At 72.8% G+C, this 25,437-nt stretch carries 21 protein-coding genes, 1 other RNA gene and 1 pseudogene; 10 read left to right on the top strand and 13 right to left on the bottom strand.

From position 1 onward, the window contains the following. The first annotated feature begins 2 nt into the window (after positions 1-2). Positions 3-1,016 (top strand): small ribosomal subunit Rsm22 family protein, encoded by a 1,014-nt coding sequence (locus OG447_RS14545; RefSeq protein WP_266936909.1) that lies wholly within the window; start codon positions 3-5, stop codon positions 1,014-1,016. On the opposite strand, the pseudogene ddaH reads toward OG447_RS14545, so the two are convergent. After that, positions 1,017-1,838: pseudogene (gene ddaH / locus OG447_RS14540) on the bottom strand (dimethylargininase); the annotation flags it as partial. Between the two features lie 140 nt (positions 1,839-1,978). Between ddaH and OG447_RS14535 the strand changes: the two are divergent. Together OG447_RS14535 and OG447_RS14530 are read left to right on the top strand one after the other, a co-directional pair. Beyond that, positions 1,979-2,590: a TetR/AcrR family transcriptional regulator gene (locus OG447_RS14535; protein WP_266936907.1), complete on the top strand. Its 612-nt coding sequence runs from the start codon at positions 1,979-1,981 to the stop codon at positions 2,588-2,590. Between the two features lie 163 nt (positions 2,591-2,753). Further along, entirely contained in the window at positions 2,754-3,503 is a 750-nt protein-coding gene (locus OG447_RS14530) for a bifunctional DNA primase/polymerase (protein WP_266936906.1), read from the top strand. Positions 3,504-4,093: 590 nt separating this feature from the next. On the opposite strand, the gene yaaA is transcribed toward OG447_RS14530, so the two are convergent. Further along, positions 4,094-4,894 carry a peroxide stress protein YaaA gene (gene yaaA / locus OG447_RS14525; RefSeq protein ID WP_266936905.1) on the bottom strand — a complete coding sequence of 267 codons (801 nt, stop codon included), beginning with the start codon at positions 4,892-4,894 and terminating at the stop codon, positions 4,094-4,096. A gap of 141 nt (positions 4,895-5,035) precedes the next feature. On the opposite strand from yaaA, the gene OG447_RS14520 reads away from it, so the two are divergent. Continuing rightward, a complete protein-coding gene (locus OG447_RS14520; RefSeq protein ID WP_266936904.1) occupies positions 5,036-6,481 on the top strand; it encodes an RNB domain-containing ribonuclease in 1,446 nt (481 codons plus the stop codon). A 12-nt stretch (positions 6,482-6,493) separates the two neighbouring features. On the opposite strand, the gene OG447_RS14515 is transcribed toward OG447_RS14520, so the two are convergent. Beyond that, positions 6,494-7,108: a hypothetical protein gene (locus tag OG447_RS14515; protein WP_266936903.1), complete on the bottom strand. Its 615-nt coding sequence runs from the start codon at positions 7,106-7,108 to the stop codon at positions 6,494-6,496. Between the two features lie 47 nt (positions 7,109-7,155). Continuing rightward, positions 7,156-7,890: a MerR family transcriptional regulator gene (locus OG447_RS14510; protein ID WP_266936902.1), complete on the bottom strand. Its 735-nt coding sequence runs from the start codon at positions 7,888-7,890 to the stop codon at positions 7,156-7,158. Positions 7,891-7,967: 77 nt separating this feature from the next. Between OG447_RS14510 and rnpB the strand changes: the two genes are divergently transcribed. Together rnpB and OG447_RS14500 are read left to right on the top strand one after the other, a co-directional pair. Next, positions 7,968-8,370: RNase P RNA component class A (rnpB, locus tag OG447_RS14505), an RNA gene on the top strand. A 108-nt stretch (positions 8,371-8,478) separates the two neighbouring features. Further along, the gene (locus tag OG447_RS14500) at positions 8,479-8,802 is read left to right on the top strand and encodes a hypothetical protein (protein WP_266936901.1); all 324 of its coding nucleotides are present in this window, start codon (positions 8,479-8,481) and stop codon (positions 8,800-8,802) included. Between the two features lie 19 nt (positions 8,803-8,821). Here the strand turns inward: OG447_RS14500 and OG447_RS14495 are convergent, their stop codons facing one another. The 4 genes from OG447_RS14495 to OG447_RS14480 form a co-directional block, all read right to left on the bottom strand. Continuing rightward, entirely contained in the window at positions 8,822-10,300 is a 1,479-nt protein-coding gene (locus OG447_RS14495; RefSeq protein WP_266936900.1) for a bifunctional RNase H/acid phosphatase, read from the bottom strand. Next, the gene (locus tag OG447_RS14490) at positions 10,300-11,043 is read right to left on the bottom strand and encodes a zinc ribbon domain-containing protein (protein ID WP_266938874.1); all 744 of its coding nucleotides are present in this window, start codon (positions 11,041-11,043) and stop codon (positions 10,300-10,302) included. Before OG447_RS14490 ends, OG447_RS14495 begins: the two co-directional genes overlap by 1 nt. Next, the gene (locus OG447_RS14485; RefSeq protein WP_266936899.1) at positions 11,040-11,897 is read right to left on the bottom strand and encodes a Nif3-like dinuclear metal center hexameric protein; all 858 of its coding nucleotides are present in this window, start codon (positions 11,895-11,897) and stop codon (positions 11,040-11,042) included. Before OG447_RS14485 ends, OG447_RS14490 begins: the two co-directional genes overlap by 4 nt. A 313-nt stretch (positions 11,898-12,210) precedes the next feature. Beyond that, the gene (locus OG447_RS14480; RefSeq protein ID WP_266936898.1) at positions 12,211-13,248 is read right to left on the bottom strand and encodes an ABC transporter substrate-binding protein; all 1,038 of its coding nucleotides are present in this window, start codon (positions 13,246-13,248) and stop codon (positions 12,211-12,213) included. A gap of 219 nt (positions 13,249-13,467) precedes the next feature. On the opposite strand from OG447_RS14480, the gene OG447_RS14475 reads away from it, so the two are divergent. Continuing rightward, on the top strand, positions 13,468-14,583 hold the full coding sequence (locus OG447_RS14475) for a hypothetical protein (protein ID WP_266936897.1): 1,116 nt from the start codon (positions 13,468-13,470) through the stop codon (positions 14,581-14,583). Between the two features lie 71 nt (positions 14,584-14,654). Here OG447_RS14475 and OG447_RS14470 read toward each other — a convergent pair whose 3' ends face one another. Genes OG447_RS14470 through OG447_RS14460 form a run of 3 tightly spaced genes read right to left on the bottom strand, consistent with a single transcriptional unit; the run spans position 14,655 to position 17,583 of the window. After that, the gene (locus OG447_RS14470; protein WP_266936896.1) at positions 14,655-15,596 is read right to left on the bottom strand and encodes a 3-oxoacyl-ACP reductase; all 942 of its coding nucleotides are present in this window, start codon (positions 15,594-15,596) and stop codon (positions 14,655-14,657) included. Between the two features lie 33 nt (positions 15,597-15,629). Then, complete coding sequence (locus OG447_RS14465) at positions 15,630-16,706, bottom strand: Zn-dependent alcohol dehydrogenase (RefSeq protein WP_266936895.1); 1,077 nt, start codon at positions 16,704-16,706, stop codon at positions 15,630-15,632. 22 nt (positions 16,707-16,728) lie between these two features. Continuing rightward, the gene (locus OG447_RS14460) at positions 16,729-17,583 is read right to left on the bottom strand and encodes a MaoC/PaaZ C-terminal domain-containing protein (protein WP_266936894.1); all 855 of its coding nucleotides are present in this window, start codon (positions 17,581-17,583) and stop codon (positions 16,729-16,731) included. Between the two features lie 249 nt (positions 17,584-17,832). On the opposite strand from OG447_RS14460, the gene OG447_RS14455 reads away from it, so the two are divergent. Continuing rightward, positions 17,833-18,219, top strand: coding sequence for a DNA-binding response regulator (locus OG447_RS14455; protein ID WP_266936893.1), 387 nt, complete (start codon positions 17,833-17,835; stop codon positions 18,217-18,219). Between the two features lie 103 nt (positions 18,220-18,322). On the opposite strand, the gene OG447_RS14450 is transcribed toward OG447_RS14455, so the two are convergent. Together OG447_RS14450 and OG447_RS14445 are read right to left on the bottom strand one after the other, a co-directional pair. After that, the gene (locus tag OG447_RS14450) at positions 18,323-19,507 is read right to left on the bottom strand and encodes a lipid-transfer protein (RefSeq protein WP_266938873.1); all 1,185 of its coding nucleotides are present in this window, start codon (positions 19,505-19,507) and stop codon (positions 18,323-18,325) included. A gap of 24 nt (positions 19,508-19,531) precedes the next feature. Beyond that, positions 19,532-21,673, bottom strand: a complete 2,142-nt coding sequence (locus OG447_RS14445; protein ID WP_266936892.1) for an acyl-CoA dehydrogenase — start codon at positions 21,671-21,673, stop codon at positions 19,532-19,534. A gap of 166 nt (positions 21,674-21,839) precedes the next feature. On the opposite strand from OG447_RS14445, the gene OG447_RS14440 reads away from it, so the two are divergent. Continuing rightward, positions 21,840-23,621 (top strand): serine/threonine-protein kinase, encoded by a 1,782-nt coding sequence (locus OG447_RS14440; RefSeq protein ID WP_266936891.1) that lies wholly within the window; start codon positions 21,840-21,842, stop codon positions 23,619-23,621. 111 nt (positions 23,622-23,732) lie between these two features. Further along, positions 23,733-25,385 carry an FG-GAP-like repeat-containing protein gene (locus OG447_RS14435; protein WP_266936890.1) on the top strand — a complete coding sequence of 551 codons (1,653 nt, stop codon included), beginning with the start codon at positions 23,733-23,735 and terminating at the stop codon, positions 25,383-25,385. The last annotated feature ends 52 nt before the right edge of the window (positions 25,386-25,437 follow it).

The following is a 25,437-nucleotide window of genomic DNA, read 5'->3' as shown; positions in this document are numbered from 1 at the left end:
AGGTGAACGCCTCCGCCCCCGCCCCCACCTCCGCCGAGACCCTCCGCACCGTGCTGGGCGGACTGCTCGACGGACTCCCGCCGAAGCAGGCCTCGGCCGCCGTCGAGCGGCTCATCGCCAGCTACCGGGGGCAGACCCCGACCGACGCCCCCGTGCTGCGCAACCGCTCCGACGTGGCGGCGTACGCGGCGTACCGGATGCCGGCCACCTTCGAGGCCGTACGGTCCGCCCTGGACGGGCTCGCGGAGGCCGCGCCGGACTGGGCGCCGGGCTCGCACGTGGACATCGGCGGCGGCACCGGGGCGGCGACCTGGGCGGTGGACGCCACCTGGGACGGCCCGCGGGAGACCACGGTGCTGGACTGGGCCGAACCGGCCCTGGCCCTGGGCAAGGAGCTGGCGGCGGCCTCCGCCTCGCCGGTGCTGCGCGGGGCGCAGTGGCGGCGGGCCGTGATCGGGGCCGGGCTGACGGTCCCCGACGCCGACCTGGTGACCGTGTCGTACGTGCTGGGCGAGCTGACGCCGCAGGCGCGTACGGCCGTCGTCGCCGAGGCGGCGCGGGCCGGGCAGGCGGTCGTACTGATCGAGCCGGGCACCCCGGAGGGCTACCTGCGCATCCGTGAGGCCCGCGACCAGCTGATCGCGGCCGGGCTGCGGGTCGCCGCGCCCTGTCCGCACGACGGGACCTGCCCGATCGAGGTCGGCCAGGACTGGTGCCACTTCTCGGCGCGGGTCAGCCGGTCCTCGCTGCACCGGAAGGTCAAGGGCGGCTCCCTCCCGTACGAGGACGAGAAGTTCAGCTACGTCGCCGCGACCCGCTTCCCGGTGGCGCCGGCCACCTCCCGGATCACGCGGAAGCCGCAGATCCGGAAGGGGCTCGTCCTGCTGGAGCTGTGCGGCCCGCAGGGCCCCGACGCACCGGGCCTGACCCGGGCCACCGTGACCAAGCGCCACGGTGACCTCTACAAGGCGGCGCGGGACGCCGACTGGGGCCAGGCCTGGCCGCCGGCCGAGTAGTTACGGGCGCAGCTCCTGGGTGCAGCACTTCACGCTGCCGCCGCCCTTGAGCAGTTCTCCCAGGTCCATGGGGACCGGTTCGAACCCACGGTCGCGCAGCGGCTCCAGCAGGCCGGTCGCCGCCTGCGGGAGCAGCACGTGCCGGCCGTCGGAGACCGCGTTCAGGCCGAGGGCGGCCGCGTCCCGGCCGTCGGCGATCAGGGCGTCGGGGAAGAGCCGCTGCAGTACGGCCTGGCTGCCCGGGGAGAAGGCCTGCGGGTAGTACATGACCTCGTCGCCGTCGAGGACGCTGAGCGCCGTGTCCAGGTGGTAGTAGCGCGGATCCACCAGGTCGAGGCCGATGACGGGGCGGCCGAAGAACTCCTGTGCCTCGTCGTGCGAGAGCGGGCTGGAGCGGAAGCCGCGGCCCGCCAGGAGGTAGGAGGCGGTGACGGCGAAGTCGCCCTCGCCCTCGTTGACGTGGGACGGCTCGTGGATGTCGGTGAAGCCGTGGGAGCGGAACCAGTCGAGGTGGATCTCGGCCTCGGCGGTCCGTTCCGGGTAGGCGAAGCGGGCCCCGAGCACCCGGCCGTCGACGACCAGTGCGCCGTTCGCCGCGAAGACCATGTCGGGCAGCGCGGGATCGGGGACGAGGGTCTCGACGGTGTGGCCGAGGGCGCGGTAGCGGTCCCGCAGGTCTTCCCATTGGGCGTGTGCGAGGGGCAGGTCCACCGGTTTCGTGGGGTCCATCCACGGGTTGATGGAGTACGTGACCCTGAAGTGTGCGGGTGGGCACATCAGGTAGCGCCGGGGTGTGGCGTCTCTGCGCAAAGAAGGCTCCTCACGACTTGCACGACGTGCATGGCTTACGGCTCATGCCGGTGTGGACAGAATCGTCTCTCCTCAAGGATGACGGCGCAGTGAACTGATTGGGTGGTTTGCAGGGCAAAAGACGAGACGTCTCGGGTTGGTATGTTCGAAGGATGACCAGGACCCCTGATGCCACCCGCCGCAGCGACCGCTCCCGCCGCGCCATCCTCGACGCGGCGCTCGCCCTCGTCGGGGAGGTCGGCTACAACAAGCTGACCATCGAGGCCATCGCCGCCCGCGCCGGGGTCGGCAAGCAGACCATCTACCGCTGGTGGCCCTCGAAGGCCGCCGTCCTCCTCGACGCCTCGCTGGCGCTCGCCGGGGACGCGGAGGCGGACGGCGAGTGGACCGGCTTCCCCGACTCGGGGGACCTCGCGGCCGACCTGAAGTCCGTCCTGCGGGCCACGGTCGACGAGTTCAACGACGAGAAGTACGAGGCCCCCGCCCGCGCCCTGGCGGCCGCCGGGGCCACCGACCCCGAGCTCGGCGCCCGCTTCAACGAACAGCTGCTGGAGCCCCAGCTCGCCCTGTACGAGGCCCGGTTGCGCACCGCGCAGGAGGCCGGGCAGCTCGCGCCGGAGGCCGATCTGCGGCTGACGGTGGAAATGCTGGTCGGGCCGCTGACGCACCGCTGGCTGCTGCGCACCGCTCCGCTGACCCACGCCTTCGCGGACGCGCTGGTGGACCAGGTGCTCGGCGGAGTGTCAAACGTCACCGGCAGGTAGCCGCCCGACGGCCAGTCGGGAACATTTGCACTAATTCTGTGGTTTTGTGTGCGTTGCAGGTTCCCTCTCCCCAGCCCCCCGGTTGAGGAGACCGGTCACCCGGGGCGCAGGATGGTGGGACCATGTGAAGGTCCGCCGGGGATACGGTGAGGTGAGGGGATAGATGGGGTCTGAATCCGGCCGCGTCAAACGCGGCGAGCAGAGCAGGATTTCCCAGTGGCTGCGCCGGCGGCAGAAGCCCACCGCCGAGGACCCCGCACAAGAGCGCGAGGCGCTCCTCCTGGCCGTCGCCGCCGCCGGGATGCCGCTCGCCCCCGCCGCCCATCCCGCCGGCTACCGATGTTCGTGCGACCGGATCGGCTGTCCGACGCCCGCACGACATCCCCTCTCCTTCGCCTGGCAGACCCAGTCGACCACCGACCGCGCCCAGGTCGAACGCTGGGCCCGCAACCAGCCCCAGGCCAACTTCGTCACCGCGACCGGCATGGTCCACGACGTGCTGGACGTCCCCCTGGAAGCCGGACTCGCCGCGCTGGAGCGCCTGCTGGAGGCCGGCATCGAAGTCGGCCCGGTCGCCGAGTCGAGCGGCACGGGCGAGCAGGCCCGGATGCTCTTCTTCACCGCCACCCGCGGCACCCCCGAGGACGAGGACGAGTGGTGGCCGTGCGAACTGGACTGCCACCCCGAGACGATGGACGAACACCCCGGCCTGCGCTGGCACTGCCGCGGCAGCTACGTCCTGGTCCCCCCGGCGGCCCTGCCGGGTGACCAGGCGGTCACCTGGCGCCGTGGCATGGAACACCCCCTCCCGGACCCCCTCACCGTCCTGGAAACCCTGACGGACGCCTGCGCGACTTACGCGGGTGCCGCGAACTTGACCCCGGCCGCGGTGGCCTGGCCGCTGGGCCGCTGACCCCAGGCTGCCGCCCGGGCCCCTGGGGCTCCGCCGGGTGCCCTGCGGGCGGCTCGGCCGGTTCGGCTGCGCCAGGGCCTGGCCGCCCTGCCCGGGCCCCTGGGGCTCCGCCCCAGACCCCGCGCCTCAAACGCCGGCGGGGCTGGATTTGGCCCTGGCTTCGCCCCTGGGGGCAGGCGGCCTGGTCGGTGGGGTCGGTGCGCGGGGCCGCTCCGGGTTGTCTCCTCGGCTCGCGCACTGAGCCTGACCCGACGTCCTCGGCCCGGGTTGCGCGCTCGTCCTGCGGGGACAACCCTGCGCGTCCCCACTCCCCTCCACCACGGCTACGCCCACCGCCAGGCCCCGCTTCCAGGGCCTGGGCGTGGGGCGGGGTCGCGCAGGAGAGTCCCCGCAGGACGAGCGCGCAACCCAGGCCCGGCTATCGCAGCCGGGGCTAAGTGCGCGAGCCGAGGAGACGCTCCGGAGCGGCCCCGACCCACAGCAGCACCTGGCCAAGCCCCCGCAGGGGCCAAGGCCGAACCCAGCCTCGCCGGCGTTTGAGGCGCGGGGTCCGGGGCGGAGCCCCGGGGAACGGAGGAAGGGCGACCGCCTCAGTGGATCTGGGTGACCACCACGTCCAGGGCCCAGGCCTTGCCGGCCTTCTCCGGAGCCTCCGCCTCGACCACGTAGCCCAGGTCCCGCAGGGCAGTGACCAGCTCGGCCGGCGCCCCAGGGGCGGAGCCGGAAAGCAGCAGGTCCCGCACCATCCGACCCTTCGTCGCCTTGTTGAAGTGGCTCACCACCGACCGCTTCTCCACCCCGTCCACGACCTGCGAGTGCAGCACCCGCACGGTCGCGGTCCGCCCCGCCACCTCCCCCTTCGGCCGCCACGCGGACGCGTACGCCGACGAGCGCAGGTCCAGCACCAGCCCCTCCCCGGCCGCAGCGGGCAGCACTTCGGCCATCGGCGCCCGCCAGTACGCGCCGAGCGCCCCCAGCCCCGGCAGCTTCACGCCCATCGAGCAGCGGTAGGACGGGATCCGGTCGGTGATCCGCACCGCGCCCCACAGGCCGGAGAACACCAGCAGCGCGTCCTCGGCGAGCTTGCGGGCCGCCGGGGTCAGGTCGGCGAGGCCCAGGGCGTCGTACAGCACGCCGGTGTAGATCTCGCCCGCCGGACGGGCCACCGCCGAGCGGAGTTCCACGTTCTTGGCGACCTCGCCCCGCAGGCCCTCGCTCAGGCCCAGCACCTCGCGCGCCTTCGGCTCGTCGCCCGCGCACAGCTCCACGAGTTCGTTGAGCACCGCCGCACGCGCCGCGGCCAGCCCGGGCAGGGACAGCTCCTGCGGCTTAAGCGGTGCGCCGGAGCCGCCGGCGGCCTTTCCTTCGGACGGCGGCAGCAGCACGAGCACGGTGGTTCTCCTTCAATACGTCACGGCGCAGGGGATGCGGCCCCCGAGCCAGGGTAGACGGCCCGCCGTACCGCCCGGGCCCGCTGTCCACCGCTCGCCGCTCGCCGTGCCGCCCGGGCCCGCCGCCTCTACGCTCGACCCATGCCACGCCGTCCTATCCACATGACCGGCACAGACGGGGCCGCCCTGCGGGCCGCGCTGCGTGAACTGCGGACGAAGCTGGACGTGCCGGAGGAGTTCCCGGCCGAGGTGCTCGCCGAGGCGCAGCGGGCCGTCCGGGAGCCGCGCCTCCCCGACCTCGACGCGACCGACATCCCGCTGTTCACCATCGACCCCCCGGCCTCCGTCGACCTCGACCAGGCCATGCACCTCGCCCGCCGCCCCGGCGGTGGCGGCTACCGCGTGCACTACGCCATCGCCGACGTGGCCGCCTTCGTCACCCCGGGCGGCCCGCTCGACGCGGAGGCCCACCGCCGGGTCAGCACCCTGTACTTCCCCGACGAGAGGGTCCCCCTGCACCCGGCCGTGCTCTCGGAGGGCGCGGCGAGCCTGCTGCCCGACCAGACCTGCCCGGCGCTGCTGTGGCGCCTCGAACTGGACCCCGACGGCCGGGTCGAGACCGTGGAGGTACGCCGGGCCCTGGTCCGCAGCCGGGCCAAGCTCGATTACGACGGCGTCCAGAAGGCCATCGACTCCGGCACGGCCGAGGAGCCGCTGGCCCTGCTGAAGGACGTCGGCCGGCTGCGCGAGGCCCTGGAGCAGGAACGCGGCGGCATCTCCCTGAACGTGCCCGAGCAGGAGATCGTCGAGCACGGCGGCAGTTACTCCCTGGCCTACCGCGCCCCGCTCCCCGCCGACGGCTGGAACGCGCAGATCTCCCTCATGACCGGCATGGTGGCCGCCGACCTGATGCTCGCCTCCGGGGCCGGCATCCTGCGCACCCTGCCCACCGCCCCCGACGGGGCCGTCGGCAGGCTCCGGCGGACGGCGACGGCCCTGCGGATCGACTGGCCGCACCACGTCCCGTACGCCGAACTCGTCCGCTCCCTCGACCCGCACCTCCCCGCCCACGCGGCCTTCCTCCAGGAGTGCACGGCCCTGCTGCGCGGCGCGGGCTACACGGCCTTCACCGGCGGCGAGAGCCCGGACCCGGCGATCCATGCCGCGGCGGCGGCCCCGTACGCGCACTGCACCGCCCCCCTGCGCCGGCTCGTCGACCGGTACACCGGCGAGCTGTGCGTGGCGGCCGTGGCGGGGGCCGAGCCGCCGCAGTGGGCGGTGTCGGCGCTGGCGGAGCTGCCGCAGGAGATGGCGGAGGGCGCCCGGCTGGCCAACACGGTGGAGCGCGAGTGCGTGGACCTGGTGGAGGCCGCCCTGCTGAAGGGCCGCGTCGGGGAGACCTTCGAGGCCACGGTGATCGACGTGAAGGACCACGAGCCGCTGGTCGGCACGGTCCACCTGGCGGAGCCGGCGGTGGTCGGCCGCGTCGAGTCCTCCTCGCGGGAGCTGCCGCTGGGCGAGCGCATCCGGGTCCGCCTCACGCAGGCGGACCCGGGCACCTCGAAGATCCTCTTCGCCGTGGCCTGAACCCCTACTCGTCTAGACGGGCTGCCTGAGCGCGCTGACCAGAGCGCGCGGGTCGTCGGCGTGGAAGCGGACGGTACGCACCTGGGCCCGGGCCCCGAGCGGCCGGACGACCCCCAGCGGGCGGTTCAGCTCCAGGGTCACCGTGGTCTGGCTGCCCACGATCAGGTCGAGCACCCCGTCCTCGGACACGGTGACCATCCGGCCCTCCGGGTAACGCCGGTCGACCCGGACCGAGGCCACCGCGTCCGGCGGGACGGTGAGGTCGAACAGGGCCCCGTAGCGGATCCGCAGCGAGCCGTCGGGGCGGACCACGTGCGGCCGGGTGACACAGGCGGCGTGCATCGCGAGGAGGATGAGGATCCCGTACACGTCGAGTACGAGCACCACCTGGTGGACGGCGGGCCAGGGGATGAGCACGGCCAGCGCGGCCGTCTCGATCACCGACACGAAGAGCAGGCCGTACATCATGGCCGTCTGCGGTCCGGTGTACCCGGCGGCGAGGTCCCCGGGAAGCACCCCGTGCTTCCTGCGCAGGGCCCACCAGCCGAGGGAGGCGGTGGCCCGCAGCTCGTGCCGCACCAGCCGCCGCACCTGCACCGGCAGCACCCGGCGGGCGGCCTCCCGCATCCGTGCCAGTGCGCGTTCCGGTGTCGGTGTCGGTCTCGGTGTTCCGTTCATCCCCGTCCCCTCTCCATGAACGCCTCCATGACCCGGCGTACGACCTCGGCCTGCGCGGGCGTGTACTCCGCGAGCAGCGCCTCCTGGAAACCGGCGACGACCCGCCCCCCGGCCGGGACCGCGGCGAACACCTCGTCGGGGACGGCCGCCACCAGTTCGGCGGCCAGCGCGGGGATCCGCGGGTCGTCCACCGGGGCGTCGGCGAGCGCGTCGAGGCGTTCGTAGAGCGCGAGCAGCGCGGGGTCGGCGGCCAACGGGCCGAGCGCGGCGTACAGTTCCTCGCCTCCGGAGCCCGTGGCGTCGAGCAGCGTCAGGTGCTCGCGGTCCTTCGCGGCGGCGGCCGAGGTCGTGGGCGGCGCCTTCGCGAGGAGCGCGGCGAGCGCGGGGGACAGGGGTTCGGTGTCCCCGGGCTCGGCGGCCAGCAGCACCGCGAGGCGCCGCCGGCGCTCCCCGATCTCGGCCTCCTGGCGGGCCAGGTCGGCGTCGAGCTCCTCCAGTACGTCGGCCAGTTCCCGCCCGGCATCGTCCGCGAGCACGTCCCGTACCTCGTCCAGGCTGAGCCCGAGCTCGGTGAGGCGGCGTACGCGCGCCAGCAGGACGGCGTCGCGGACGCTGTAGGCCCGGTATCCGTTGGGGCGCCGCTCCGGTTCCGGGAGCAGCCCGACATGGTGGTAGTGCCGGATCGCCCGGGTCGTGACCCCGACGAGCGCGGCGATCTCTCCGATCCGCATGAGCCCAGTAGAAACCCTGCCGTTGCGTCAAGGTCAAGGCGCGACGGCACAGCCGGTAACATGGTCGGCACGACAGACGAGTCGGCTGGGCGGCCGCGTCGGGATCCCCGGATCCCGCCGAGGAACGTCCGGGCTCCACAGGGCAGGGTGGTGGGTAACGCCCACCCGGGGTGACCCGCGGGACAGTGCCACAGAAAACAGACCGCCGGGGGCTTCGGCCCTCGGTAAGGGTGAAACGGTGGTGTAAGAGACCACCAGCGCCTGGGGTGACCCAGGCGGCTAGGTAAACCCCACCCGGAGCAAGGTCAAGAGGATCCGTCCCCGGACGGGTCTGCGCGGACGATCGAGGGCTGCCCGCCCGATGTCCGCGGGTAGACCGCACGAGGCCGGCGGCAACGCCGGTCCTAGATGGATGGCCGTCTCCCCGGCGACCGCGAGGTCTCCGGGAGACAGAACCCGGCGTACAGGCCGGCTCGTCTGCCGTTCCCACTCCGTTCGGGGTGCCACACAACGGCGGCGGCTGCCCGGATCCGGGCAGCCGGCGCAAACGCCCCTCGGAGGGGCACGTCATGGGGCACGCTCGCACCCATGACCGATCACCCCGCTGCCGCGGCCTCTGCCGCCGCGCTCATACGCGCCCTCGCCGAAGCGACCACCGACGCCCGTGAAGCCTACGGAAGCCCTGCCGAAGTCGCTTCCGTGACGGGCAGCCTGCTCGCCCTCGCCCACCACCTCGAAGACGCGTTGGGCCGGCTGGCGCAGCACATCGACCGGCGTGACGACGACTGGGCCGGCCGGTACGCACGGGAGGCGAGCGGCGACATCCGGACGGCCCAGGCCCAAGCCCGCAATATGGCCCGAGCCCTGGGCAAGTCCGTGGAAGCGCTCGGCCACCTCAAGCCCGCACCCTGACCCTGCTGCCGACCGACCGCTACCGCAGGTGGGAGGTGTCGTTCAGCAGGCGCACCGAGGCGTTGCCGTCCGCGTAGTAGGCCACCGCCGACAGGGAGGCCGCGGAGAGTTCCATGCGGAACAGCGCCTCCGGCGGGGCGCCGAGGGCGAGGCGGACCAGGATCTTGACCGGGGTCACGTGGGTGACGAGCAGGACCGTGCGGCCCGCGTGGGCGGCCAGCAGCCGGTCGCGGGTCGCCGAGATGCGGCGGGTGGCGGCCGTGAAGCTCTCGCCGCCGCCCGTGGGGGCCGCCCGCGGGGAGTCCAGCCAGGCCTGGAGGTCGTCGGGGAACCGCTCCCTCACCTCGGCGAAGGTCAGGCCCTCCCAGGCCCCGAAGTCGACCTCGCGCAGGCCTTCCTCGACGGTCACCCGGAGCCCGAGGCGGTCGGCGACGGCCTGGGCGGTCTCGCGGCAGCGGCGCAGCGGGGAGCTGATGACCGTCTGCACGGTGCCCCGCGCGGCCAGTGCCTCGGCCACGGCGGCGGCCTGCCGCCGGCCGGCCGCGGACAGTTCGGGGTCGCTGCCGCCGCTGCCGGAGAAGCGCTTCTGCGGGGTGAGGGCGGTCTCCCCGTGGCGCAGCAGCACGAAGGTGGCGGGGGTCCCCATGTCGGGTCCCCAGCCGGGGCTGCCGGCCGTCGCCGTCGCCGTACCGGTGGCGGTGGCGGTGGCCGAACCGGTGGTGGTGCCGGTGGCCGCGCCCGCGCCGGCCGTGGCCGCGCCGGTCGCCGGGCCCGTGGCGGGGGCTTCGGCCGCCGGGGTCGCCGGCGTGTCGGAGTCGAGGCAGGGCTCGATCACGGGGGTGCCCGCCGGACCGTCTTCCCCCGCGGAGCGGCCCGGCAGGGACTCCGTGAAGAGCGTGTCGGCGACGACCGAGGCCGTCGGGGAACCGGCCCGTGCGGCCGCGCCGGAGGCGAGGGCCGCCCGGACCGCCGCCGCGCCCGCGGCCGCGTCCCCCGGAGGGCCGGCCGGCGGGGTCGCCACCGCTCGGGCGGCGCCGCGGTCGAAGACGGCAGAGGAGTCCGAGGGCTCCCACGGCTTTCCGCGCTTGCCCGCGTCCATCGCCTCGTTGGCGAGCCGGTCCGCGTGCTTGTTCTGCTCGCGCGGGATCCACTCGTACGTGACCTGCGCGCGCGGCAGGATCCGCGCCGCCTCCGCCGCCAGGGGCTTCATGTCCGGGTGCTTGATCTTCCAGCGGCCAGACATCTGCTCGACGACCAGCTTGGAGTCCATGCGGACCAGGACCGCGGCGTCCGGTGCCAGCGCGCGCGCCGCTTCGAGCCCGGCGATCAGACCCTTGTACTCGGCGACGTTGTTCGTCGCGACGCCGATGTACTCCGCGCGCTCGGCCAGCGTCTCCCCCGTGGCGGGGTCGAGGACCACCGCTCCGTAGCCGGCGGGACCCGGGTTGCCCCGGGATCCGCCGTCCGCCTCTACGACGAACCGGACGGGCCTCTGCATCAGATGCCCGAGTCGGCCGTACGGACCAGGATGCGGCCGCAGTTCTCGTGACGTACGACCTGGTCGCGCGCGGCGGCCTTGATCTCGTTGACCTCGGCCATGTCGAGCTCCAGGCGGCAGCCCTCGCAGCGGCGCTGGTAGAGGCGCGCGGCGCCGACCCCGCCCTGCTTGACGCGGATCTTCTCGTACAGCGCCATCAGGTCGACGGGCATGGACCCGACGATGACCTCGCGGTCCTTGGCGATCTTGGCGGCTTCGGCGTCGATCTCGCCGGTGGCGGCGTCGCGGCGCGCGGTGGCGTCCGTCAGCTCGGTCTCCAGGTCGGAGACCCGCCCGGTGAGGCCGGTGACGCGCTCGGTCGCGGCCTCCAGGCGCTCCATGACCTCCAGGACCACGTCCTCCAGGTCGCTCTGCCGCTTCGCGAGGGAGACGACCTCGCTCTGCAGGTTCGCCAGGTCCCGGGCCGAGACGCCCACGCCGGAGTCGAGCCGCTGCTGGTCGCGGGCCGCGCGCTGGCGGACCTGGTCCACGTCCTGCTCCGCCTTGGTCTGCTCGCGGGCGGCGTCGCTGGCCTGCGTCTGGGCGGCGACGAGCAGGTCGCGCTGCTGGGTGAGGTCCTTGGTCAGCGAGTCGACCTCGGCGTGCTCGGGCAGCGACTTGCGCTTGTGGGCGAGCTGAGACAGCCGCACGTCCAGGGCCTGGACGTCGAGAAGTCGGATCTGGTCGGCGGGCTCGGCGTTCAGTTGGGGGCTCCAGGGATAGAAGGGGAAGTCACGGACGGCGCGTGCACCGTCCACGGGTCGGTGACCGTGCGCGAGACGTGGGTACGCAGGCCCCAGCCGTGGCGCTCGGAGATCGCGTCGAGCTGTGCGGCCGCCTGCTCGCACCAGGGCCACTCGGTGGCCCAGTGGGCGGCGTCGACGAGGGCGAGCGGGCTCTGCTCGCGGGCCTCGGACACCGGGTGGTGGCGCAGGTCCGCCGTCACGAAGGCGTCCACGCCCGCGGCGCGGACCTGCTCGAAGAGGCTGTCGCCGGAACCGCCGCTGACCGCGACGCGCTGGATCAGCGCGTCCGGGTCGCCGGCCACACGGATGCCCTGCGCGGTCGGCGGCAGCCAGGCGGCGCACCGGGCGGCGAACTCCCGCAGGGTCTCGGGGCGGTCCAGCTCGCAGATCCGGCCCAGGCCACGGCGGCCTGCGGGGTCGGTGGCGTCGGGCACCAGCGGGCCGGTGACCCGCAGGTCCAGGGCGCCGGCGAGGGCGTCGGAGACTCCGGGGTCGGCGCTGTCGGCGTTGGTGTGGGCGACGTGCAGCGCGATGTCGTTCTTGATCAGCGTGTGCACGACGCGGCCCTTGAAGGTGCCGGCCTCCACGGTGGTGGTGCCGCGCAGGTACAGGGGGTGGTGGGTGACGATCAGGTCGGCGCCCAGTTTCAGCGCCTCTTCGGCGATCTCCTGGACGGGGTCCACGGCGAACAGGACCCGGGAGACCTCGGCGTCGGGGTCACCGCAGACGGTCCCGACGGCATCCCACTGCTCGGCCCGCGAGGGGGGCCAGAGAGCGTCCAGCGCGGCGATGACTTCAGAGAGACGGGGCACGGGCCAAGGCTACCGTCCGTGGCGACCTTCCCCACCAGGCGCGGTGTCGCTTCCGCGGGCCGCGGTACCGCCGCCGGGCGGCCCCATCCCGCCCCGCCGGAGCCATCCCCCGCCCTGCGGGCGCCATCCCCCGGCCCCGCCGGAGCCGAACCAGCCCCTCCGGCGTTTGAGGAGCGGGTCCGGGCAGAGCCCGGTGCCCGGCGGAGCCGGGTTTCCTGGGGCTCCGCCCCAGACCCCGCGCCTCAAACGCCGGCGGGGCTGGATTTGCCCCCGGTCGGGCCTCGAAGGCCGCCGAGGCTGGAATTACCCCCGGCTACTTGACCAGGTGGCCGCGGAGGTCGTCCAGGACCTTGTCCGCGGCGGTCACGCCCAGGCCCAGGTACCAGGTCTCGTCCGGGACATCCACCGCGCGGCCCTGCTGCACGGCCTCCAGCCCCTTCCACAGCGGGTTGGCCTCGGCGGAGTCGCGCTTGGTCTTGTCCTTGGGTCCGTAGACCCCGGTGAAGATCCAGTCGGCGGCGGCCTCGTCCATCCGCTCCGGGCTGATCTCGACGGCCAGTTCCTCGGCCTGCTGGTTCTGCGGGCGCGGGATGCCGGAGTCCTTCAGGATCGTGCCGATGAAGGAGGCCCCGGCGTAGAGACGGGTCTTGCCCGGCATGTGGCGCAGCATCGTGACGGTCGGCTTCTTCTCGCCGAGGTCCTCGCCGAGCTTGACCGCCTTGGCCTCGTAGGCCGCCAGCTTGGTCTTCGCCTCGGCGGTCCTGTCCAGGGCTGCGGCGTTGAGCAGGAAGTTCTCCTTCCACGTGAAGCCCGGGCGGATGGAGAACACGGTCGGGGCGATCTTGGAGAGCGCGTCGTACTTGTCCGCGGCGCGCAGCTGGCTGCCGAGGATCAGGTCGGGCTTGAGGGCGTTGACCGCTTCGAGGTTGAGGTTGTTGATGGTGCCGACCGACTTGGGCTCGCCGGCATCCTTCTTCAGGTAGTCGGGGATGGACTCGTCGCCCTCGGACGGCGCGTAGCCGACGGGCTGCATGCCCAGCGAGACGACGTTGTCGAGCTCTCCGACGTCGAGCACCACGACCCGCTTGGGGGCGGCCTTGAGCTCGGTGGAGCCCATGGCGTGGGTGATGGTGCGCGGGAACTGGCCGGCCTGGGCGGTGGTGCCGAAGGCGGCCGTCTTCGCCGCCGCGTCGCCGAACTCCTTGCCGCCCTGGGCGACGGCCTGCTTGCCGCCGCCCCCGGCCTTGTCGCCCTTGGCCGCCTCGCCGTCCTTGCCGCCGCAGGCGGTGAGGACGAGTGCGGCGGCGGCCGCGAGTGCGACGGCGGCTGTTCCGCGGCGTCGGAAGGACATGGGGCGACTCCTGGTGTGGGGCGGCAGGGGATGACCGAGGGGATGGTTAGGCATACCTAACTAATTCCCCACCCTAAACGCCCCGATATCGCACAGCACAATCGCCACCTTCACCACACGCGAATCGCCGCCCGGCCACCCTTATGTGTGAAGCCGTCTTGGTCGTGTTGTTCGCGGGAAGTCCGAAAACTAGCTTCCTGACCCGGAGGTGACGCGCAGATGACTGTCTGTGCCATCGAAACGACGACGGCCACGCCCGCGGCCCCGGCCACGGCGCCGTTCACGATCACCGCGGACGGGTCGTACGCCGCCCGGCTCGCGGGGGACGGCGAGGCGCTGTACGCGGAGCGCTGGACCCTGGCCGGGCCCGAGGCGTACGCGGTCCCGCTGCCGCTCGCGCAGCCCGAGGAGGCCGACAGCGAGGTGCTGCCGCTGGCCGACGGGCGGGTGCTGATCCACCGGCGGGTGGCGGAGCGGCACGCCTTCGCGCTGCTGTACCCGACGGGCGCCGCGGCCGGGCCGCGCACCGGGGAGCTCCAGCTGGGCGGGGTGGAGGCGGAGGAGGGCGTACGGGTCCGCCTGCTGCCGCCGTCGCCGGACGGGTCCTGCGCCTTCGCCCTGGCCGTGTCGGACACGGGCAGCACGGTCTGGCAGGTGGCCGGGAGCGGCTCCCCCGGGCCGCGGCGCGCGGCCGACATCCCGGGGCGGTGCTCCGGCGGGGTGTGGCTGGACCGGGCGGGCCGGATGCTGGCCCTGGACCGCGAGGTGGACGGGGTCACCAAGGCCGTCGCCGTGGACCTGGGCGGCGGCGGAGCCGGTGGCGCCGAGGTGTCCCCGCTGCTCCAGATCACGGAGGGCAGCGACGACCGGCTGCTGCTCGCCGACCCCGACAGCGGGCTGCTGCTGATCCGCTCGGACGCCCCCGGGCAGCCGCGGCTCGGCTGGGGGGTGCTGGGCAGCTCCCTGCCGGTGCGCTTCCCGGAGTGCCTGCGCGGGGAGGGCCTGGCGCAGGCCGTGCCCTTCGCCGTGCAGCCGGGCCAGGCCCTGATGCCGGAGACCTGCGGGGTCGCGCTGCGGCTGCCCGGGCACGGCCTCGCGCTGTGGCGCCCCGCCGACCGGCACGTCTTCCGGCTCGGCCCCCCGGTGGGCTGGCTCGGCGGTACCGGCCTGTGGAGCCGGGAGGGCCGGCTCCACCTGCCGTACGCGACCCCGGAGGTGCCCTGCGGGATCCTCGGGATGACCCTGCCGGTCACCCCTCCCCCGCCGGTCCGCCTGGACCCGCCGCCGCAGCCGGCGAGGCGCCCGGTCCCCCTCCAGCAGGCCCCCCTCGGCTGACCCGGGGGGCCGGGGGCCGGGGCCGGGGGCCGGGTGGCCGGGCCGGGGGCCAAGGGAGACCGGCCACGGCCCTAGTCGTGCTTGAGGCCCAGGACCTCCGTCGCGGCGAACGTCTCGTTCGCCGGGCGGGAGTCGTAGTGCGGGGTCAGGACCTCGTCGAGCTCCTCGAAGGAGAAGGCCTCCTTGCCGGTGTCGAACTTGGCCGCCACCTTGGGGCGTTCCATCACGACCACGATCCCGCCGTGTACGACGAACAGCTGCCCGTTGGCCTTGGCCGCGGCGGGCGAGGCCAGGTAGCCGACGAGCGGGGAGACGTGCTCGGGGGCGAGGGCGTCCAGCTTGCCCTCCTCCGGGACCTGGAAGCCCGCGAAGACGTCCTCCGTCATCCGGGTGCGGGCGCGCGGGCAGATGGCGTTGGCCGTCACCCCGTACTTCGCCAGCGCGAGGGCGGTCGAGGTGGTCAGGCCGACGATGCCGCCCTTGGCCGCCGCGTAGTTCGGCTGGCCGGCCGAGCCGCCGAGGAAGGCCTCGGAGGAGGTGTTGACGATCCGGCCGTAGACCGGTCCGCCCGCCGCCTTCGACCGCTCGCGCCAGTGCACGGACGCGAAGTGGGTGGTGTTGAAGTGACCCTTGAGGTGGACCCGGATCACCGAGTCCCACTCCTCCTCCGACATCGAGAAGACCATCCGGTCCCGCAGGATGCCCGCGTTGTTGACCAGGATGTCGAGCTTGCCGAAGCTGCTCACCGCCAGGTCGACCAGCTGGCGCGCCTGCTCGAAGTCGGCCACGTCCCCCAGGTGCGCGACCGCCTGCCCGCCCGCCGCGCGGATCTCCGCGGCGACCTCCTCCGCCGGGGCCGCCGAGGCCTCGCCGGAGCCGTCGCGGCCGGGCTGGCCGAAGTCGTTGACGACCACGCTCGCGCCGAGCCTGGCGAGTTCGACCGCCTCGGCCCGGCCGAGGCCGCGGCCCGCGCCCGTGACGATGGCGCAGAGCCCCTCAAGTGGCATTGACATCCGTACGGTTCCCCTCGGAATCGGTGGAACGGGTCAGATCTCGATGCAGGTGCGCAGGGCCGTGCCCGTACGCATCTGGTCGAGGGCGTCGTTGATCTCGGCGAGCTGCACCCGGTGCGTGATCAGGCTCTCCAGGTCCACCCGGCCGGCCCGCCACAGTGCGATGGTGCGCTCGTAGGAGCGGAGCACGTCGCCGCCGCCGTACATCGACGGCAGGATCTTCTTCTCGTCGAAGAACAGCGAGAACATGTCGATCTGGAAGTTGTCGTCCAGCGCTCCCGCGCCGACGATGACCACGCTGCCGCCGCGCCGGGTCATCTTGTACGCGGTCTGCGCGGTCGCGGACTTGCCGACGACCTCGAAGACGTAGTCGAAGCCCTCGCCGCCGGTGATCCGGTTCTTGGCGTCGTCGAAGGCGTCCGGGGCGACCGCCTCGCTGGCGCCGAACCGCAGGGCGGCCCCGCGCCGCGACTCCACCGGGTCGACGGCGACGATCTGCGCCGCGCCCTGCACCTTGGCGCCCTGGATGACGGATATGCCGACGCCGCCGCAGCCGATGACGGCGACCGAGGACCCGGCCTCCACCTTGGCGGTGTTGATGGCCGCGCCGAGCCCGGTGGTGACCCCGCAGCCGATGAGGGCGGCGATGTCGAAGGGCACGTCGTCGGGGATCGGTACGGCGCACTTGGCGTCGACGACGAGTTCCTCGGCGAAGGTGCCGGTGGCGGCGAAGCCGAAGATGTCCCCGCCCGCGCGCTTGAAGTTGGGGATGCCCGCGTTGACCAGGCTCTCCAGGCACAGGTGGCCCTGGCCGCGCCTGCAGGCGGGGCAGTGGCCGCACGGCGGCAGCCAGCAGACGAGGACCCGGTCGCCGATCTTGTGGCTGGTGACCCCGTCACCGACGTCGGCGATCACCCCGGAGCCCTCGTGGCCCGGGATGAAGGGGGCGGGCTGCGGCAGGATGCCGCTCATCGCGGAGAGGTCCGAGTGGCACAGGCCGGTGGCCTTGATCCGGATCTTCACCTTGCCGGGACCGAGGCCCACGGCCTCCATGTCGTCGACGACCTCGAGCTTGTCCTGGCCGATCTCGCTCTGCAGTGCTGCGCGCACGGTGCGGCTCCTTCTGTGGGTGCTACGAGTGTTCGACGACGGTGTCGGCGAGGACCGGCGCGTCGTCCCGTTCGACGGCGGTCACCGACACCAGGACGCGGCCGGACTCCTGCCACATCCGGATGCGCAGCGTCTCGCCGGGGAAGACGATCCCGGCGAAGCGCGTGCGGTAGGCGCGGACCCGGGAGACGTCCCCGCCCAGGACCGTGTCGACGACGGCCTTGAGGGTCATCCCGTACGAGCACAGGCCGTGCAGGATCGGCTGGTCGAAGCCGGCCAGCTTGGCGAACTCGGGGTCGGCGTGCAGGGGGTTCCAGTCGCCGGAGAGCCGGTAGAGCAGCGCCTGGTCCTCCCGGATGTGCCGCTCCTCGGTGCGGTCGGGGGCGCGCTCGGGCTGCCCGGAGGTGACGGAGGGGCCGCGTTCGCCGCCGAACCCGCCCTCGCCCCGTACGAAGAGCTGCGCGTCGCTCGTCCACAGCGGCCCGTCGGCGTCCGCGACCTCGGAACGCAGCACGATCACCGCGGCCTTGCCCTTGTCGTAGACGGCGGCGACCCTGGAAGTGGAGGTGGCCTCGCCCTTGACCGGGATGGGCCGGTGCAGCTCGATGGAGTGCCCGCCGTGCAGGACGGCGGCGAGGTTGACCTCGATGCCGGGGGCGGCGAGGCCGCCGAGCATGGCCATGCCCGCACCGGCGACCGTCGCGAAGCTGGGCAGCACGTGGAGCTTGGACTCCAGGGTGTAGCGCAGCTCGTCGGGGTCGTTGGCGGGGCGGCCCGCGCCGAGGCCGAGGTGGTAGAGCTGGATGTCCTTGTGGTCCCAGCCGATGGCCCCCAGACGGGGGGTGGCGGCGAGGGCCTTGGCGGCATCGATCGGCATGGGGATGCTGCTCCCTGTTTCTGGAGAACGGGGGCCTTGGAAGACCTCGGTGCGGCCGTCCGCACCGTCGGCCGCACCGAGGTCGTATGCGGGACCGGTTCTAGAACGCGTTCTAGGGCCGGTTGAAGGAATGTATAACGCACGCCCCAGCAGGAGGGAAGAGTCTTGACCTGCCGTCAGATTCCATTCCGCCGAGGCGTGTTGCACGGGCTCGCGAGGGCTGGGCCATACCCTTCCGGGGTGGAAGAAATGCCCGTTGACCACCGCCAGGCCCCTTCGCTGCGCGTGCTGCTGGACCCGCCGAACCCGGCGCTGGCGCTCCGGCTCGGCCTCCAGCCGGACATCGAGGTCGTCCGTGACGCGATGGCCCGTCCGGTGGTGGCACTGGTGGAGGAGCCCGGCTCCGTCGCCCGGGTCCTGGCGGACGACCCGGAGTGCCGGGTCCTCGTCCTGACCGGCTCGGCCCGCCCGGGCCTGCTGGACGCGGTCCTCGCCTCGGGGGCGGCGGGCCTGATCCTGCGCGACGACCCGATCGAGGACCTGGCGGACGCGATCCGCCGGGCCTCGCGGGGCGAAACGGTGATCGACCCGTCGCTCGGGCCGGGCCGCGCCAAACCCAGCCCCGCCGGCGATTGAGGCGCGGGGTCCGGGGCAGAGCCCCAGGAGCGGCGCCGCACGGGCACGCACCGTCACCCCGCCGGGAGGCCGCACGGGCACGCACCGCCACCCCGCCGGGAGGCTACCTCCGCAGCAGGGTGACCACCGCCGCACCACCCAGCCCGATGTTGTGGGCGAGGCCCACCCCGGCCCCCGCGACCTGACGGGCCCCCGCCTCGCCCCGTAGCTGCCACACCAGCTCCGCCGCCTGCGCCAGCCCCGTCGCGCCCAGCGGGTGCCCCTTGGAGATCAGCCCCCCGGAGGGGTTGACCACCCACCGCCCGCCATAGGTCGTCGCCCCGCTCTCCACCAGCTTCCCGGCGGCGCCGTCCCCGCACATGCCGAGCGCCTCGTACGTCAGCAGCTCGTTGATCGAGAAGCAGTCGTGGAGTTCGACCACGTCCACGTCCTCGATGCCGAGCCCGGACGCCTCGTACACCTGCCGCGCGGCCGCCGCCGTCATCGGCTTGCCGACCACGTCGATGCAGGAGCCCCCGAAGCTGTCCCCGGTGTCCGTGGTCATCGCCTGCGCGACGATCTCCACCGCCTTGTCGTGCAGCCCGTGCCGGACGACGAACCGTTCCGAGACGACCAGCGCGGCCGCCGCCCCGTCGGAGGTCGGCGAGCACTGGAGTTTGGTCAGCGGTGCGTGGATCTCCTTCGCCGCCAGGATCTCCTCCACCGTGTACACGTCCTGGAACTGCGCGTTCGGGTTGTTCGCGGAGTGCCGGTGGTTCTTGGCGCCCACCATCGCGAGCTGCGCGGCCGTGGTCCCGTACCGCTCCATGTGCTCGCGGGCCGCGTTCCCGAAGATCTGCGCGGTCGGCGGTGACATCTCGAAGCCGTGCGCGGCGGCCATGATCCCGTAGTGCCGGGCCACCGGAGACGTCTTGAAGTCGCCCCCGTCCGCCCCGCCCCCCAGCGCGCCGCGCTTCATCTTCTCGAAGCCCAGCGCGAGCACGCAGTCGTTCAGCCCGCCCTCCACGAACTGCCGGGCCATCATCAGCGCCGTCGACCCGGTCGCGCAGTTGTTGTTGACGTTGTAGACGGGGACCCCGGTCAGCCCCAGTTCGTACGCGGCCCGCTGCCCGGCCGTGGACGCCTGGAAGCAGTAGCCCACCGGCACCTGCTCGACGAGCCCGTAGTCCACGCCCGCGTCCGCGAGCGCCGCGGAACCGGCCTCCTTGACCATGTCCCAGTACTGCCAGTCCCTCGACTCCGGCTTCTCGAACTTCGTCATGCCGACGCCCACGATGTACGACTTCATGCCCGACTTCATGTCCGACAACTCCTAGTCCCTGGGAAGGCCGAGGATCCGCTCGGCGACGACGTTGAGCTGGACCTGCGTGGTGCCCCCGGCGATGGTCAGGCAGCGGGACATGAGCATCCCGTGCACCGCCCGCTCCCCCGCCCCCTCGCGCACCGCGCCCGCCGGCCCCAGCAGTTCCAGGGCCAGCTCGGCGGTCCGCTGCTGGTGCGGAGTCTGGACGAGCTTGCGTACGGAGGCGCCCGCGCCCGGTTCCAGCCCCGACACCTGCTGGAGGGTGGTGCGCAGCCCGATGCAGGCCAGGGCGTGCGCCTCGGCGGCGAGCACCCCGATGCGCGCCCTGTACGTCCCGTCGAGGCCGGCGGAGCGGTCGATCAGGGCCTCCAGGCCGGTGTCGAAGGTCATCTGGTCGGCCATGTGGACGCGTTCGTTGCCGAGGGTGTTGCGGGCGACCTTCCACCCGCCGTCCGCCGCGCCGACCAGCGCGTCCGCCGGGAGCTCGGCGTCGTCGAAGAAGACCTCGTTGAAGAGGGCCTCGCCGGTGATCTCCTTGAGCGGCCGGACGTCGATGCCGGGGGTGTTGCGCATGTCGACGACGAAGTAGCCGAGCCCCTGGTGCTTGGGTGCGTCGGGGTCGGTGCGGGCCAGCAGGATGCCGAAGTCGGCGCTGTGCGCGGAACTCGTCCACACCTTCTGGCCGTTGATCCGCCAGCCGCCCCCCTCGGTGCGCTCGGCCCTGGTCCGCAGCGAGGCGAGGTCCGAGCCGGCGCCCGGCTCGGAGAAGAGCTGGCACCAGGTGAGCTCCCCGCGCAGGGTGGGCAGCACGTACGCCTCCCGCTGCGCGTCCGTCCCGTAGGCGAGCAGGGAGGGCACGACCCAGGTCGCGATGCCAAGGTCGGAGATCCTGACCCCGGCCTCCTTCAGCTCCTGCTGCACGACGAGCTGTTCGACGGGTCCCGCGCCGAGGCCGTACGGGGGCGGCAGGTAGGGGGCCGCGTATCCGGTGGGGGCCAGGATCCGCCGGGCAGCCGCCGGGTCGAGGCCGCGGGCGTCCTCGATGGCGGTCCGGGCGCTCGCCCGGTACGCCTCCGCCCGCTCCGGGAGGTCCAGGCGCAGCTCGCGCCGCGCACCGCCCGCGGCGCACCGCACGGCCCGTACGCGGTGCCCGTCGCCGTGTCCGAGGAGCTGGCGGGCGACCAGGGCCCGGCGCAGGTAGATGTGGGCGTCGTGCTCCCAGGTGAAGCCGATGCCGCCGAGGATCTGGATGCAGTCCTTGGCGCAGGAGTAGGCCGCGTCCAGGGCGGTTCCGGCGGCCAGGGCGGCGACGAGCGTACGCACCTCGGCGCTCGCGCCGGGCTCGTCCATGGCGTTCGCGGCGTCCCAGGCCAGCGCCCTGGCCTGTTCGAGGCGGACCAGCATGTCGGCGCACAGGTGCTTGACGCCCTGGAACCGCCCGATGGGCCGGCCGAACTGCTCGCGCACCTTGGCGTACTCGGCGGCCGTGTGCAGGGCCCAGGCGGCGGTGCCACAGGCGTCGGCGGCGAAGAGCGCGCAGGCCAGGTCCCGTACGAGGGCCGCGTCCAGCTCCAGCACCCGGTCCGGCCCGGCGGTGACCGAGCGCGCGTGGACCTCGGCGGTGGGGCGGGTCGGGTCGGCGCTCTCGTGCGTACGGATGGCCAGCGCGGCGGCGTCCACGGCGAACCAGCGCGTGCCGTGCGGTGCCTCGGCGGCGAGCAGCACGAGGTCGGCCTCCCCGGCCCCGAGCACGGGCGGCGCGGTGCCGTCGAGGAGGTAGCCGCCGCCCTCCACGGCGACGGCGGTCAGCGTGCCGGGGCCAAGCGCGACCGCCCCGACCCGGCCGTCGAGCGGCGCGGCCCCGGCCCGGTCCAGCAGGACGGAGGCCAGCGCGCTCGGCAGGTACGCCCCGGGCAGCGCCGCCCGGGCGGCCTCCTCCACCACCACGGCGAGGTCGAGCAGGGTGCCGCCCTCCAGGTGGGGCTCCAGCAGGCCCTGTGCGGCCATCGCGTCCCAGTAGGCGGGCCGCGCCCCGGTCTGCGGCGGGGTGTCGAGCAGCTTGCGCACCTCCTCGGGCGGTGCGGCGCGCGCCACCCAGCCGCGCACCGCCTCGGCCAACTCCCGTTGTTCCGCTGTGATTCCGATGCCCATGCGCGGCAGACTAGAACACGTTCTCATCTGACGGAAGGTCAGATGAGAACGTGTTCTTCCGCAGGAATGCCGCTGCCGCCCCCTCACCCACCTGCCTCTACCCTTGATGCCGCTGGTAGGTGGATCGATGTGGATGGATGACGAACGTGATGGAACGGAGCGTGCGGTGACGACGGGGGATACGAATGGCGGAGAGCTGATAGGCAAGGTCCTCGGGGGCCGTTACCGGGTGACCGCCATGATCGGGCGCGGCGGCATGGGAGTGGTCGCCCGGGCAGTGGACGAGCTGCTGAACCGAGAGGTCGCCGTCAAGGTCCTGCGCGCCTTCAACGACTCCTCCGCGGCCGAACTGGCAGATCTGCGGACCCGGATGCAGCGGGAGGCGCAGGCCGCCGCCCGAATACGGCACAGCGGCGTGGTCACCGTGCACGACGTGACCGAGGAGCAGGGCCTGCCGGTCATCGTCATGGAACTCGTCGAGGGGACCTCCCTCGACGGCCTGCTGATGGAGCGCGGCACCCTGGAGCCGCACGAGGCCGCGGCGATCGGCGCGAAACTGATGGACGCGCTCGACGCCGCGCACCAGGCCGGCGTACTGCACCGGGACGTCAAGCCCGCGAACGTGCTGCTGGAGCACGGCGGGAGGGTCGTTCTCACCGATTTCGGCATCGCCACCATGGAAGCCTCCGGCGACGACGCCATGGCCAGGCTGACCCGCAGCGGTGACATCATCGGCTCCCTCGACTACCTGCCTCCGGAGCGCGCGCAGGGCAGGGAGCCCGGTCCCGCGTCGGACATCTGGGCACTCGGCATGACGCTGTACGCGGCCGTGGAGGGCACTTCGCCGTTCCGCCGCAATTCCGCGTGGTCCACCATGTCGGCCATCGTCACCGAGCCCCTGCCGGAGCCCCGCCGGGCAGGACCACTCGCGCCGGTGCTCCAGGCGCTGATGGCGAAGCAGCCGGAGGACCGGCCCACCGCGGACCAGGCGCGCGACATGCTGGAGCGCGTCGCCTCGGGCCGGCCGGTGCACCCCGCGTCCGCCGCCCCGACTCCCACCGCCGCTCCCGCTCCCGCCCCCGCTCCGGCCTCCACTCCCACGGTGGCTCCCGGGGCCGCGTCCGCCGTCACACCGCCCCCCGGGTTCGGCCCCCCGCTGCTCCCCCAGCCCACCCCCCAGCCTCAGCCTCCGCACATGGGCTACCCCCAGCCCACCCCGCAGCCTCCGCACGCCGGCTACGGCTACGGCTACCCCCAGCCCCACCAGCCGTCGGCGCTTCCGCAGCCCGGTACGCCGGTCGCGGGCCCGGCCGGAGTCCCGGGTCCCGAGACGAGCCGCTCCACGACCGGTCGCGCCCGGCGCCGCAGCCGCGTCCTCACCGCATCAGCGGCCGCCGTCGTACTCCTCGCCGCAGGCGGCGGCATCACCTACGCCCTGACGGGCGGACAGGAGGGCACGACCCCGGACGGTGCGCGGGCGACGCCGCCCGCCGTCAGCTCCCCGGCGGGCAGCAACGAGCCGACCGGCAGCAAGACCCCGTCGCCCGCAGGTTCTCCGGGCGCGTCCCCCAAGACAGGTGCGACGCCGACGCCCGGCAAGACCGGCGACAAGCCGGGAGCGACCCCGCCCGCCTCTCCGACCGCCAAGCCCAGTTCCACGGTGAAGGAGCCCGCCCCGGTGTCGACGGCGTGCACCGGCTGGGCCCACGAGAACCGCAGCAACGGCTTCGGCTTCCTGGTCGACAACTCCCACTTCTACACCGGGCCGTACGCGGAGTGCAGCTACGTGAACGTGGTCAAGACCGGTACGAAGGTCTTCTACCACTGCTACATCACCAACGCCCATGGCAATAAGTGGATCTACGCCCGTATCGACGGCACGAACACCGAAGGCTGGATGTCCAGCACCCACATCACGCGCGAGAGCGGCACACTGGCCCGCTACTAAAGGGTGTTTCAGACATCAGGAGCGGGGTGAGGGTGCTGCTGTGGCGTGGTGGACCGGTCTGCCTTTTACTTGTAGTGGCCCAGATCGCGTATTACCGCGGTAGGTGAGCTTATGTTGAGGCTTCAAACATGGGGCACGGCCGCGCTCGTGCTATTGGCAGTCGCCCTAGCCCCCGTTTCAGGCCGTACGCTGGCCGCTACTTCAAACGCCAGCCTGTCCACTGCGGTCTACCTTTCTGATGGCTCTCGGTTCCCGGGGTGGACGCAGTGGAGCGACCGGGACGGTGGCTGGATTGACGGAACCCCGTGGGTAGCCGGGGACTTCAACGGCGACAGGAAAGCCGACCTTGCCACTGTCTGGAACAACGGCGGATCGAACACCATAACGGTGAGCCTGTCGACCGGTTCAGGCTTCAACCGCAGCCACTGGGCCACGAACGCCGGCGGCTGGATGAACACAACCAAGTGGGCCGCCGGAGACTTCAACGGCGACGGGAAGAGCGACATCTCCGCATCCTGGAACAACGGCGGCAGCCTGTCCACCGCGGTCTACCTTTCTGATGGCTCCCGGTTCCCGGGGTGGACGCAGTGGAGCAACCGGGACGGTGGCTGGATCGACGGAACCCCGTGGGTAGCCGGGGACTTCAACGGCGACAGGAAAGCCGACCTCGCCACTGTCTGGAACAACGGCGGATCGAACACCATAACGGTGAGCCTGTCGACCGGTTCAGGCTTCAACCGCAGCCACTGGGCCACGAACGCCGGCGGCTGGATGAACACAACCAAGTGGGCCGCCGGAGACTTCAACGGCGACGGGAAGAGCGACATCTCCGCATCCTGGAACAACGGCGGCAGCCTGTCCACCGCGGTCTACCTTTCTGATGGCTCCCGGTTCCCGGGGTGGACGCAGTGGAGCAACCGGGACGGTGGCTGGATCGACGGAACCCCGTGGGTAGCCGGGGACTTCAACGGCGACAGGAAAGCCGACCTCGCCACTGTCTGGAACAACGGCGGATCGAACACCATAACGGTGAGCCTGTCGACCGGTTCAGGCTTCAACCGCAGCCACTGGGCCACGAACGCCGGCGGCTGGATGAACACAACCAAGTGGGCCGCCGGAGACTTCAACGGCGACGGGAAGAGCGACATCTCCGCATCCTGGGCTAACGGCGACACGTCTAGGCCTGGAGATTGCCAGAAGGCGGAAGAGCGGTACGCCGGCTATGTCGACAAGGTTCCCCAGACCGACGCCGACGTCGTCAACGCCGAGCACGCGGTGCTCCACCTCGTGAACGTGGAGCGCTCGCAGCGTGGTCTGGCGCCGCTCTGCTTCAACGACCACCTCGCCCCCGCGGCGCGGGCGCACTCCGAGAACTGGGCGACCGCCCCGGATCGACGCTGCCCGTCCAACCCGAACTGGTTTGGATGCGGTCACTGGGACTCCCGAGCGGGATACGCCTGGCCAGAAGACCGCATCGCCAAGTCAGGCTACGGCGCGTATAGCGCGATGAGCGAGAACACCCAGAACGGCGGAGGGCGGAGCGACGGCACGAATGTCGTGCCTGCAGGATGGACCTGGGGCACCCCCAGGGCCGCCGTCTATTGGTGGATGAATCACGACCCCCAGAACAACTACGCCAACAACGGGCATCGCAAAGCCATCCTCGACCCTCGATTCAAAGACGCAGGTCCCGGTGTCGGCCGCTACACTGATCGCTTTGGCAATCGCGCTGCGACCTTCACCTTGATGTTCGGAGTCCGCTGATCCCGGCGCGCTCAACGCCAGATTGGCCATGGCGACCTCCGTAGGTCGCCAT

This window comes from Streptomyces sp. NBC_01408 (assembly GCF_026340255.1).
In the GTDB taxonomy this organism is placed as follows: domain Bacteria; phylum Actinomycetota; class Actinomycetes; order Streptomycetales; family Streptomycetaceae; genus Streptomyces.
This window is presented reverse-complemented; position numbering and strand designations above follow the sequence as displayed.

What these genes read in the sequence shown, in the direction of transcription:
- OG447_RS14510 (WP_266936902.1), bottom strand. Translation starts at nt 7,890, where the DNA reads ATGCGGATCGGAGAGATCGCCGCGCTCGTCGGGGTCACGACCCGGGCG.
- OG447_RS14470 (WP_266936896.1), bottom strand. Translation starts at nt 15,596, where the DNA reads ATGTCAATGCCACTTGAGGGGCTCTGCGCCATCGTCACGGGCGCGGGC.
- OG447_RS14460 (WP_266936894.1), bottom strand. Translation starts at nt 17,583, where the DNA reads ATGCCGATCGATGCCGCCAAGGCCCTCGCCGCCACCCCCCGTCTGGGG.
- OG447_RS14445 (WP_266936892.1), bottom strand. Translation starts at nt 21,673, where the DNA reads ATGGGCATCGGAATCACAGCGGAACAACGGGAGTTGGCCGAGGCGGTG.
- OG447_RS14530 (WP_266936906.1), top strand. Translation starts at nt 2,754, where the DNA reads ATGGGGTCTGAATCCGGCCGCGTCAAACGCGGCGAGCAGAGCAGGATT.
- OG447_RS14515 (WP_266936903.1), bottom strand. Translation starts at nt 7,108, where the DNA reads ATGCGGGAGGCCGCCCGCCGGGTGCTGCCGGTGCAGGTGCGGCGGCTG.
- OG447_RS14500 (WP_266936901.1), top strand. Translation starts at nt 8,479, where the DNA reads ATGACCGATCACCCCGCTGCCGCGGCCTCTGCCGCCGCGCTCATACGC.
- OG447_RS14495 (WP_266936900.1), bottom strand. Translation starts at nt 10,300, where the DNA reads ATGCAGAGGCCCGTCCGGTTCGTCGTAGAGGCGGACGGCGGATCCCGG.
- OG447_RS14535 (WP_266936907.1), top strand. Translation starts at nt 1,979, where the DNA reads ATGACCAGGACCCCTGATGCCACCCGCCGCAGCGACCGCTCCCGCCGC.
- OG447_RS14450 (WP_266938873.1), bottom strand. Translation starts at nt 19,507, where the DNA reads ATGAAGTCGTACATCGTGGGCGTCGGCATGACGAAGTTCGAGAAGCCG.
- OG447_RS14520 (WP_266936904.1), top strand. Translation starts at nt 5,036, where the DNA reads ATGCCACGCCGTCCTATCCACATGACCGGCACAGACGGGGCCGCCCTG.
- OG447_RS14455 (WP_266936893.1), top strand. Translation starts at nt 17,833, where the DNA reads ATGCCCGTTGACCACCGCCAGGCCCCTTCGCTGCGCGTGCTGCTGGAC.
- OG447_RS14435 (WP_266936890.1), top strand. Translation starts at nt 23,733, where the DNA reads ATGTTGAGGCTTCAAACATGGGGCACGGCCGCGCTCGTGCTATTGGCA.
- OG447_RS14475 (WP_266936897.1), top strand. Translation starts at nt 13,468, where the DNA reads ATGACTGTCTGTGCCATCGAAACGACGACGGCCACGCCCGCGGCCCCG.
- OG447_RS14480 (WP_266936898.1), bottom strand. Translation starts at nt 13,248, where the DNA reads ATGTCCTTCCGACGCCGCGGAACAGCCGCCGTCGCACTCGCGGCCGCC.